Here is an 11,590-nt window from a genome sequence, read left to right on the forward strand (position 1 = left end):
GCACCTGGTACGACGTCATCACCGGTAAGAACCCCGCCGGGGACTGCCTGTTTGACAACAACTATTACTGCAACATTAGCGCCCCGACGTCTCCCTACGACTTCGCGCCATTGCGCTACGACGGCGTATACACACTCTTTTATTACCTGAAGAGCCTGGGAGTAACGGCTCCTGTCGGATCACTCGACATGACGCTGTCCGACACGGTGGACACGGCGATTCCTGCTGGCGAAGACCACGTCGATGTCGCAACGACCATCAATGGCCAGCAGGTTCGTGTTCCGATCGAGGTCAAGCCGGGCGAGGATATCAGCGTCAGCCTCACCGATATCGACAGCCAGCCCAGCCCGTTCTACCTCACGGCCCAGCTGTTGCGCCCCGATGATTCCCAGCTCACGAGTTTCAGCTGCGGTGCGGGGTACGGAAGCTGCATGACAACGCTCGAGGGTGCGACCCCCGGGATCTACCACCTGGTTCTGAAGCAAGCTGATACACGTACCCAGACGTTCGCTGCCAAGGTGTGGAGGGTGCCGTTCGTCGACGCCGGCCCATTGGCAATCAATTCGACCATCAACGTGGCTACGACTCTACCGGGACAGGTTCTTCGGTACTCGGTCTCGGGCGCGGCTGGCCAGCTTCTGCATTTCTATCTGGACAACGTGGTTCCAGGGGCGGGCGGGCAGTACATGTACCTCACTGGAAAGAACCCCGCAGGTGAGTGCATTTYCGACAATAACTACTACTGCAGCTTTGGCTCGTCCTCGCATGGGCTGTACGACGTCGCGCCGTTGCGCCTGGATGGCACGTACAAGCTGCTTGTCTACTTCGGAAGTACCGGCAATCAGGCCGCATTCGGCACCGGCACGATTAACCTCTCCGATACGAAGCCGATTCACGTGCAATCGGGGGAGTGGTCAGACTCCTTGGTAGCCGATCGGCAAGGGCAAACGGCCCGGGGCATCATCGACGTTCAGGCCGGCGAGAGCTTTACATTGGCCACCACAGACGTGCTTCCGGCAAATACCGATGGCCTGATCATTAATCTCTACGCGCCGAACGGTTCGCTGGCACGCGACTTCTGGTGCGGCTACAGCGGCGGATGTTCCACGTCGGTACTGAGTGCGACGGCAGGCAGCTACACCGTTGAAGCAGCATCCATGAATGGTTACGGGAACACCTTCGCAACCACGCTGATCAAAAGTGAAGTGGTGGATGGCGGCAGCATCACACCTGGCGTCCCGCTTAGGCTGTCGGTCGACAGGCCCGGAAACCTGGTTCGTTTCACCCTGTCGGGCAAAGTCGGCGATCACTTCTCCATCGCGGTAACTGACCCGGTTCTGGGGCCGAAGGCCGGCAGAGCTGGTGTCAGTGGGCGTGGCGCCGACGGCACATGCGCGTACTACGACAACTACTACTGCGACGTGTCCACGGGAGGCACCGCGACGATAGGGCCTTTGTCGGCAGACACCACGCGCGATATCTATTTCTATGTCTCGGGTAACGGAACCAGTGCCGCGACAGGTGCGGCAACCGTGACCGTGAGTCGCATTAACTAATTCGGTAACCGGAAGCCGGGGTGGTCTTGTGAAAGCATTGGGATGCTTAATTTTCTTAGCCTTCGTGGCGATGTTCAGTCATCGGGCCGAGGCGGATAGCGGCCTCTGTAAATGGGAGGGCGGCCCTGGGGTCGACGCAAGTTGCAAGGCAAATGAGTGTCCACAGTACGGAGGTACGGCGATCTGTACGCAGGTGGAAATAAAGAAGCCAGACCGTGGTGACAATCCGGAGGGCTATACGTATTCCATGTGTGATGGAAGCCTGTACACCAGCAACGATGTGAAGTGGTGCATTGCCGCTGGTGGCACGCCGGGGACCGGTCCCGACGGGGGAGCCGGTTGCGACAATTTGCCGGCGCATGTCCTCGGCAACATGGGGCAGGCGGTCGACCAGGAATCTCTTACCTACACGATCCCGGATAAAAAGGTTGGCAATCCAACTTGCGACAAGACGACGGTCGTCGATTCCGGCTGGGGAAAAAAACCTGAACATGACCCCGGCTGCTGGTCCGTCGATCCGATGTCGGTCAACGGCATCAACGTCCTGGACAGGCGTGAGCGAACGTACTCTGGCCACTTTACCGCTTCCGATGGGACGTGCAGCACGCCATGGTCCGGTACGATCGTTGTCAGACGCGATAGGGGGGTCGTTTGCCCCATAGGTTATGACCAGCGTACCCGGCCCGATAAGTCCATTGATTGCTATAGATTGCGGCCGTGTCCGAAGTGCGTGGGTGATCCGGTGGAAGTCGCCAGCGGCGCGCGCGTGCAGCGCGAGAAGGACTATGAGTTTGGAAACGCGACCGGCTTGGGGCTGAGTCGCTACTACTATTCGTTCGGATTTTATCGCCCAGCATCGTCTGCTAACACGAGTGTCGCGGCTTACACCGACTTCTGGCGCACGAGTTTTGACATTCGCCTGTATGAAGAGGTCACCGTTGGCGGCACGGTTGTGTCGATCGTAGAACCTACCGGAGCCATCAGTGCCTTTGACGGGACGGGCGCGCAACTCGGTAGTGACGGTTCCGGAGATAGGCTGCAGCGTGGCAACGATGGAACGTGGATGCGACTGCGTGGTAACGGCTACAAGGATCACTTTAATACGTTGGGCCAGATCGTCTCGATCGCATCACCATCCGGCGACGAGACATTGCTTGCATACGATGATCAAGGGCTACTCGGCTTGGTGCAGGACAGCTTCGGTCGATCGATCGGTTTCTCATATACAGCCGGGCGACTCACGGGGGCAACGCTGCCTGATGGCAGACTTGTGACCTACGGGTACGACGACGCAGGGCGGATGTCTTCCGTGTCTTATCCCGATGGGACACAGCGAAAGTATGAGTACTCGGTTGCAGCACAGCCCTCACTGATGACGGCTCTGGTCGATGAAGGCGGAATGCGGACAGAGTTCGCGTACGACGGGAACTGGCGGGCATCGGCGAGTCGCGCCGGCGGCGTTCTCGACGAATCGTTCTCTTATGGCGCCGCATCAACCACGTACATCGCCGGGGATGGGTCAGCCACGACGACTCGCTTTGAACCTATAAATGGCGTGAATCGCCGTGTTGGTGAGAAGGTAGTTTGCCCTGGCTGTTCCGCGCGCGAGAGCACGACAACTTATGATTCCGACGGAAACGTCGTTCAGACCCAGGACAGTCGGGGCACCACCACGAAGTTCACCTATTTAGCTGGATCGAATCTTGAGGCGTCGCGCGTCGAAGGATTGGATGTGGCGGGGGCTACGACAGCAGATACACGGCAGACTTCAACAGAATGGAATGTCGCGCTGCGAAAACGATCTCGCATTCTGCATGAGGCGAATGGCGAGCCATCCTGGACCGAAAGCTGGACATACACGCCCAATGGCGCGGTGAGTAGCTATACGCGATCGTCAGGAGGAATCGACAGCACAACGTCATACGACGTGGACGCTCATGGACGCGTCACTCTCGAAGACGGCCCGTTGACAAACGTTTCAGACACCAAGTCGTACGAGTACTACGCCGACTCCGATCCTTGTTCTGGTTGCCGGGGGAGTGTCAAGGTGGAAACGGACGCCGTCGGTCAAAAGACGACATACGCGTCGTATGACTCGAGTGGGCACCTGTTACGTGAGGTCTTGCCCAATGGCACGGTGAGCACTTGGACCTACGATGAGAGAGGTCGCCTCATAAGTTCTACGTCTGCCTTGGGTACGGATGCCGAGCAGACCACAAAGTATGGCTTCGATCCTGCAGGACGGCCGATGTCGACAACTTATCCCGATGGCACGTCGAAAACCTACACGCGAGACGCTGCAGGCCGGCTGACCGGCCAAAAGTACCCATCGGGTGCTTTTGCATCGTTCTTGCTGGACGGGGTTGGCAACAGGACCGAAGCGTCGTTCACCGATGGCTCCGGTGTGCTTCGGCTGCTGGGTCGGTCGACTTTTCTTGGTGATGGGTCGCTCTCCCAGACTGCGGACGCCTATGGAAACACCACCTATTATTCATATGACGGTTTTGGCGGCCTGGCCGCAGTCATTAGCCCGTTGGGGCACATGAGGCGTTACGCGTACGACACGCTCGGGAGGCGGACTTCGGTCGTCGATGCGAACGGTGGAATCGTTACTTTCAAGTACAACTCTGAAGATCTCCTGGCCTCCGTCGTCGATCAGGACGGTGTCACAACGTCGTACGAGTACGACGCGGCTGGTCACCGGACGCGAATGTCCAATTCCGCTGGAGATGACATTCATGATGCCTTTGATAGTGCTGGAAACAGGGTTTCGAGGAGCGATTCAAGTGGGCGCACAGAACACATCTCGTACGACGGCCTCGGTAGAGTAACCTCTGACGATGTGGGCTCAGGAACCTCGACGACGGAATCTACCAAGTTTGTCTACGCTGGCGCGGGTCTTGAGACTGGTCAAGTCAAGTCCATATCGAAGACCGGCGTAAGTACGTCGTATTCATATGACGTCCTGGGTCGAGTCGTCGATGAGGTGGGAGTGGTCGACGGCAGTCCGGTGATGGATGTTGGCTATCAGTATTCCCTTGGCCGTCTCAGGAAGATGACGTACCCGAGTGGTCTCGAGCTTTCATATACCTACGATCAGGATGGAAACCTGAATGYGATTACGGCTGGCTCGGACATTCTGTTCTCGAATGCTCGTTACGGAGCGCCAGGTAATTTGATTGGGTTCACGACGGTCGGTGGCTTTTCGATAAAACGCGACACTGACCTGTCAGGGCGGCCGGTAAATGTGTCCCTCGGATCTGGCGCCCAAGCCGAAGCAGCCAGCGTTTACGCCTATGACGCCGTCGGTCGGTTGACTGATGAAATGTCGGCGCGGGTCCAGGGCTCATATATTTACAGCCTTGGAGGCGATCGCAAGCGGTCATCGATCAATAGCGCTGTCCTTGCGTACGACTACGCGCCTTATTCGCATAGGATATCCACAGTTAGGGATGCTTCGGCGACTTCGACGTTTGCATACGACGGCATAGGAGCAATGACTTCAAACGGCGAATTATTGCTTTCTTACGACGATTCGGGGCGGCTCAGTTCAACGAATGGTGTTGTTGGCGAGGCCTATAAGAGCGATGGACTAGGGCGTCGTGTGTGGTTGTCTGGACCTGATGGCGTCGTACGGTTCGCCTACGATTTCTCACACCGGTTGATCTCGCAGCGGGTTGAGTCGGGCGAATTCATGGAGACCGTTTTCGCAGGGAGCTTGCCTGTCGCGGTTGTCCGTACCTCGCCGACTGGCGTTCGCGAATCGTTTTCTGTCTATGCCGATGTGATCGGCGCCCCGTTCGCTTTGTACGATATTCAGGGGCGGCTTCGTTGGCGCTGGGTGCACGACGCGTTCGGCGTTGGTGAGGCAGAGAATGATCCGTCTTCTATCGGCGCGCTGCGCTACGGCGCTCGGTTTCCCGGGCAAACTGCTGGAAGTTCCTTGGGTCTGGTGTACAACGTTTTTCGATCCTACGACCCAACGACTGGTCGTTATTCGCAAACGGATCCCTTGGGACAGGCTTCGGATCTCAATCCCTACGTTTACGCAGCATCGGATCCCGTCTCCAATGTTGATCCGCTGGGCTTGGCAACCTTCTCCGGTTTCCAGCCCTCTCAGGAGGGCCTTATCAGGGGTGGCATCGATCTGGCGGAGAAGCGGCTCAGGGACTGCGACCTCACAGACTGCAACGGCCTCGATCACCGGGATATAGACAGGGTTGCGAAGTCAATCGCTAATGCGCATTACGTGCTTTCACCAGCGCTGCCTACTTGCGGTTATACCGTACCTTTCTTTTCGGAGGTGATCGAGCTGGCACCGTCGGCCTTCGATTACACGGTGTGCTGCGACCTTGCGTCGACCATTGCGCATGAGGGTAGTCACCTGCATGGCGGCATGCGCGGCACGGAAGATCGTAGCGTGAAGGTCGAGATTCGTTGTTTCGGCTGCACGCAGCTTCCCAAGGGGCCCGACATCCGGCCGCCCGCGCTTTGACAAGGCCGCACTTCCTAAAAGATGGTCGGAGGCTCTGAATACTGCACGAGAAATCTCCGCGATGGTGGCATCGAGCTTCGTTGGGCTGCCCCGTTGACGCGTATAAGAAGTGTGCCTTTTCTGGGTGTAGAGACGAGGCGATACGTGTCTCACGACTCCTGGACTTTTGCCTTGATCCTGCAGCAGGATGTCGTTGTAGGGAGCGTATCGGCAATGTAGGGGTGCGAGTAGTGAATGACGTTCAAAGGCGGACGATCGCGAGCCGTCGCTTGCTTTATTTGCCTATCGGGGAATCGGAAAAGAGAAACCTCACAGTTCGCATTGTGGGTCCGTATCTTCTTGTCCAAGGTTCCGTTGGCTTTGCTTTTGACGAGGGAGCGGCCGGCTGCGATATCGAATTCGATGGCCTGTCGATGGAAGTGATATCGGTGTACGGAGCCGATGCTATTCAAGCGTTAGCCTTGGCTACCGATATCGATCCTTATCTGCGTGGGCTCAGTCGTAAGTACCACTTTTTCTTTGAAACGGGAGAGCCGTATTTCGACGCCCTAAGTTAGCCATGTACCGTGATCTCTAATTTTTCTCTCGGATATTGGCGTTCCGCTGTGGCTGCTCCAGAAGAGAATTCCGTGTGTTTTCGCCAGCACCCATCGCCGATGAATCGGCTCCTACAAGGGCAGCATCTCCTTAAGGCCAGAAGATTTTAGAACCACTTGTTGCGCTTTAGAGCGATGAAGATGATGCCTACCACACACGCCACCAAACAGGTGATAGCTGGATAAGCCCAAGGCTGCTGCAACTCCGGCATATGCGCGAAGTTCATGCCGTACCAGCTGGTAATCAGTGTCGGCGCGGCGAGCATGGCGGCCCAACCGGCCAGCTTCTTCATCACCTCGTTCTGTCCAAAGGTAACGAGAGCCAGGTTCACACTGATAGCCGCCCCAAGCATCTCCCGCATCGCGGAAATCGACTCGTTCACCCGAAACACGTGATCGTAAATATCGCGGAAATACGCCCGCAGCTCGTCGTGAATCAGATGCGGATGCAGCCGCGTCAGCTGGGCCACGATGTCCTGCAGCGGCACGACCGCCAGGCGCAAGGTCATCAACTCACGCTGCATGTCGTACAGCCGCTTGATCGTCTGCCGGTTGTACGTCTCGGCGAAGATATCGTTCTCGAGTTCATGCAGTTCCTGCCGGAAGTCGCGCACGATAGGCAGGAAGTTATCGACGATGAAATCGAGTACGGCATACAGCGCGTAACTCGGCCCCATGCCGAGCAATTCGGGCGATTGCTCGCAACTACGCCGCGCCGGCGCATACGACAGCGAGGCGCCATGGCGCACCGTGACGAAGTAACGCTGTCCGACAAAGATCTGCGTTTCACCAAAGGCGATGTTGCCACCGACGAGCTGCGCCGTCTGCGCCACGATGAAGAGCGAGTCGCCGTAGGTCTCGATCTTGGTACGCTGGTGGGCGAGCTGGGCGTCCTCGATGGCGAGGTCGTGCAGGTTGAATTCTTCCTGCAGCTTCAGCAGCAGCGCTTCGTCGGGCTCGTGCAGGCCGACCCAGACGAAGGTGTCGGGCTCCTTGAGCACGTCGCTGATCGCGTCGATGGTGATGTCGCCGATGCGACACCCATCGTTACGGTAGGCGACGCAGTTGACGACCATGCCGCCGTTGGAAACGGGCGGAGCGACGGGTTCGGGGAGAATCGAGACAGATGCCATGGCGGCATGATGCCGCCCCAAATGTGACGGGGCAATCTCAGCGATTGAGGCGATCAGTCGTGCTTACGGCAAAAACTTGCGAATAGCGCGGCCCAGCACGGCAGGGCAAGCAACAGCCACGGCATGTTGCGCTGCGGGAAGTCGGGCCACAGGTGCAGCAGCAGGCCGATCACGCAGGCAGCAAACGATATCGCGGCGACGCGCGGCGCCGTGCGGCCCATGGGCCGACCCGCTCTGCGTAGACCCCAGATACCCGGAATCAGCAACAGCGCAAAAGGCTGGTAAGCCAGCAGATTGAAGTTGCCCCAAGCGGATCGGTGCAGGGTCAGCGTCCACAGGCCGAGCATGAACAGGCCAGCCAGTCCGGCGAACACGGCGAACAGAGCGGCGGCAGCGACGAAGACGCCGCGAGCAACGCGGTGCCGGGTGAAAGCGGGCAGGGCAAGCGGAATCGCCCACAGCAGGCCGGCGATCAGCAGCGGCCAGCGCAGGTCGGGTGCCAGCTCCGGCGGCGGATCGAGTTTGTTCTGCGCCAGCGTGTCTTCCTGATCGACCAGCGGCCGCGCGTCGGCGCCGTCCCCGATGCGGACGTGACGGAGCTCGTCTTCGAGCACCATCGGCAGGAAGGCTTCCTTCCAGGCGGTCATCGGCTGGTCGGCATAGGGGCCGAGGCCAAGGTCCATACCCAGCATCAGCCAGGCCTGGTTGCTCATCAGGCGTGCCGTCTGCTCGCGGAAGGTCATGCCACCGGGTCGCTCACGTAACTGGCGGCTCAGCGCACCACCTAGCGCGCCGTCCAGCGCATCGCGTACGCGCGTGGTGCAGTTGTCGGCGTAGTAGTCGTAGTTGTAGCCGGCGTTGGCCGGTTGCACGTTCCACAGCAGGAAGCGGCGCAGGCTGTCTTTCTGGTCGTTATCCAACGCCAGTCGCTGGCGGCGCACGTAGCGACCTTCGCCCGAGTAGAACTCGACATCGGACTGCGTGGTCTCGGCGTCCATGCGGTAAGCCATGATGCCGCGCGCGAAATTGAGGATGAAGCCCTTCTGGTCGAAGTCGAACACGCCGTAATTGAACGCGATGGCTTCGCCGCTCACGGTGTCGCGGACTTCCAGCGCATCGTGGCCGAAACGCTCCCAGTAGATGTCGCCGGGCCCGTACGTCATCAGCGAGATTTCGAGGTTGGCCGCCGGGGCATCGACGATGCCCGCATGGGCTGCCGGAACGAAACACAGGGCGATCAACAGGAACAGGGCGTAGCGCATCGTGGGGCGTGGTCCTTGCCCGCAGGCATGGCTTGAAGGGAAGGCGAGCCGCCGGCCTTGCGGGCCGGCGTCGGTATCAGGCGCCGTTGCTGGCGCCGCCGTTGCCGCTGACGCGGGTGACGTGGAAATGCAGGACGCGGCGATCGTCGGCTTCGGTGACGCGGAAGACGAAGTCGCCCATGGTGATCTCCTCGCCCACGCTCGGCAGGTGGCCGAACTCGGAGGTGATCATGCCGCCGATGGTGTCGAACTCTTCATCGGAGAAGTGCGCACCGGCCACCTCGTTGAAGTCGGCGATGGGGGTGAGCGCGCTGACCGCGAACACGCCTTCGTCGAGCTGGGTGGCGAGGATGGGATCTTCCTCGTCGTCGTGCTCGTCGTCGATCTCGCCGACGATCTGCTCGAGCACGTCCTCGATGGTGATCAGGCCGGCGACGCCGCCGTATTCATCCACCACCAGGGCCATGTGGTTACGCGTGAGGCGGAACTCCGCCAGCAGCACGTTCAGGCGCATCGACTCGGGGATCAGCACGGCGGGGCGGAGCAGGGCGCGTACATCGCCGGCTTCATCCTGGCCGAAGTACTTCAGCAGGTCTTTGGCCAGCAGGATGCCAAGGACTTCGTCCTTGTCCTCGCCATGCACGGGGAAACGGGAGTGACCGGATTCGACGACGGCGGCCATGATCTCGGCCAGTGGCGCATCGACAGGCAGGCTGACGATCTGGGCCCGGGGGACCATGACGTCGTCGACGCTGAGTTCGGTGACCTTGATCGCACCCTYGACCATGGTCAGGGTGTCGTTGGAAAGCAGGCCGTTGGCCTGGGCGGTACGCAGTTCCTCGATCAGTTCGTCGCGGTTGCGTGGCTCGCCGGAAAACATGTGGCCCAGACGGTCCCACCAGGATCGGTGTGTAGGGCCGTTGGTACTGCCAGGGTCCTCGTTCATTACTCTTTGATATTCGGCCCGAATGGGCGGAATGAGCAGTCTAGCGGAATTTTTGTGACGGTTCAGGCCGGATCGCTTGGTGGGAGCCGATTCATCGGCGATCGGGCGCTGGCCGAAACCTGGCCCGCTGCCGCGGGATCGCCGATGAATCGGCTCCTACAGAGGAGCCAGGTAGGGATCGGAGATCCCCAGACCCGCCAGGACCTTGGTCTCCAGCGCCTCCATCGTCTCGGCTTCGGCCTCGTCGATGTGGTCGTAGCCCAGCAGGTGCAGGGTGCCGTGGATGGTCAGATGGGCCCAGTGGTCGGCCGGTTTCTTGCCCTGCTCGGCGGCTTCGCGGGCCACCACGGGAGCGCAGATGACCAGGTCGCCGATGAGTGGCAGGTCGACGCCGGGCGGTAGCTCGACCGGGAACGAGAGCACGTTGGTGGCGTAATCGCGACCGCGGTACTGCAGGTTCAGCGCCTGGCCTTCCTCGGTGTCCACGATGCGAACGGAGACTTCGGTGGCCTTGCGGCGCTTCGCGCCCTTCAGCGCGGCCTCGATCCAGCGCCGGAAGCTGGCCGAGGCTGGCACGCCTTTGCGCGGCGCGGCATAGCCGACGGCGACGTCCAGCTTGCTCAACGGGCTTCGTCCTTCTGCTCGAAGGCCTCGTAGGCGCGGACGATCTTGGCCACGAGCGGGTGGCGTACCACGTCGCGCGAGGTGAAGAAGGTAAAACTGATGCCGTCCACGCCGCGCAACACTTCGACGGCATGACGCAGGCCCGAGCGGATATTGCGCGGCAGATCCACCTGCGAGACGTCGCCCGTGATCACCGCGACCGAGCCGAAGCCGATGCGGGTCAGGAACATCTTCATCTGTTCGACGGTGGTGTTCTGCGCTTCGTCGAGGATCACGTAGGAATCGTTGAGCGTGCGGCCGCGCATATAGGCGAGCGGCGCGATCTCGATCACGTTGCGCTCGATCAGCTTGGCGACTTTCTCGAAGCCGACCATCTCGTACAGGGCGTCGTACAGCGGGCGCAGGTAGGGATCGATCTTCTGGCTGAGGTCACCGGGCAGGAAGCCGAGCTTTTCGCCGGCTTCCACGGCCGGGCGCACCAGCAGCACGCGCTGCACGCGGTTGTTCTCCAGCGCCTCGATGGCACTGGCGACGGCGAGGTAGGTCTTGCCGGTGCCGGCCGGACCCACGCCGAAGTTGATGTCGTGGCTGGTGATCGCGTGCAGGTAGCGGGCCTGGTTCGGGCCACGGCCCTTGATCACGCCGCGCTTCACCTTGATCACCACTTCCTGCGTCGACTCCGCGGCCTGGTCGGCCAGTGCGTCGATGCCGGACTCGGCGAGGTGCAGGTTGATGATCTGGCCGTTGAGGGTTTCGTGTTCGGCGGCGGCGTACAGCGCGCGCAGCACCTTCTCGCCGGCGCGCGCGGTGAGCTCGTCGCCGATCACGCGGAACGTGCTGCCGCGGTGATCGATCTCGACACCCAGGCGCAGCTCGATCTGGCGGATGTGCTCATCGAGCGGACCGCAGACGTTGGCAAGGCGGATGTTGTCCTCGGGCTCGAGGGAGAAGTCACGCTGGATGAGCTGGCTCATGGCA

General features: G+C 60.3%; 8 protein-coding genes. 3 read left to right on the forward strand and 5 right to left on the reverse strand.

Features of this window, described 5'->3' with window-relative positions:
- The 3 genes from AC1DYM_RS06505 to AC1DYM_RS06515 form a co-directional block, all read left to right on the forward strand.
- Positions 1-1,556 (forward strand): hypothetical protein (locus tag AC1DYM_RS06505; protein WP_477337116.1); only part of this gene is annotated, 1,556 nt, incomplete at its 5' end.
- 28 nt (positions 1,557-1,584) lie between these two features.
- A complete protein-coding gene (locus AC1DYM_RS06510) occupies positions 1,585-6,051 on the forward strand; it encodes an RHS repeat-associated core domain-containing protein (RefSeq protein ID WP_477337118.1) in 4,467 nt (1,488 codons plus the stop codon).
- A gap of 230 nt (positions 6,052-6,281) precedes the next feature.
- Positions 6,282-6,608: a hypothetical protein gene (locus tag AC1DYM_RS06515; protein WP_477337120.1), complete on the forward strand. Its 327-nt coding sequence runs from the start codon at positions 6,282-6,284 to the stop codon at positions 6,606-6,608.
- A 146-nt stretch (positions 6,609-6,754) separates the two neighbouring features.
- On the opposite strand, the gene AC1DYM_RS06520 is transcribed toward AC1DYM_RS06515, so the two are convergent.
- The 5 genes from AC1DYM_RS06520 to AC1DYM_RS06540 all read right to left on the reverse strand — a co-directional run bounded on the left by AC1DYM_RS06520 (position 6,755) and on the right by AC1DYM_RS06540 (position 11,586).
- Positions 6,755-7,780 (reverse strand): magnesium and cobalt transport protein CorA, encoded by a 1,026-nt coding sequence (locus tag AC1DYM_RS06520; RefSeq protein WP_477337122.1) that lies wholly within the window; start codon positions 7,778-7,780, stop codon positions 6,755-6,757.
- A 53-nt stretch (positions 7,781-7,833) separates the two neighbouring features.
- On the reverse strand, positions 7,834-9,042 hold the full coding sequence (locus tag AC1DYM_RS06525; RefSeq protein ID WP_477337124.1) for a lipoprotein N-acyltransferase Lnb domain-containing protein: 1,209 nt from the start codon (positions 9,040-9,042) through the stop codon (positions 7,834-7,836).
- A 76-nt stretch (positions 9,043-9,118) separates the two neighbouring features.
- Entirely contained in the window at positions 9,119-9,988 is an 870-nt protein-coding gene (locus AC1DYM_RS06530) for an HlyC/CorC family transporter (protein WP_477337126.1), read from the reverse strand.
- Positions 9,989-10,144: 156 nt separating this feature from the next.
- Positions 10,145-10,612 carry an rRNA maturation RNase YbeY gene (gene ybeY / locus AC1DYM_RS06535; protein WP_046966412.1) on the reverse strand — a complete coding sequence of 156 codons (468 nt, stop codon included), beginning with the start codon at positions 10,610-10,612 and terminating at the stop codon, positions 10,145-10,147.
- Positions 10,609-11,586, reverse strand: a complete 978-nt coding sequence (locus tag AC1DYM_RS06540) for a PhoH family protein (RefSeq protein ID WP_477337128.1) — start codon at positions 11,584-11,586, stop codon at positions 10,609-10,611. The genes ybeY and AC1DYM_RS06540 overlap by 4 nt, the downstream gene beginning before the upstream one ends.
- Positions 11,587-11,590 lie beyond the last annotated feature (4 nt).

Source organism: Luteibacter sp. P1_D3 (assembly GCF_056406135.1).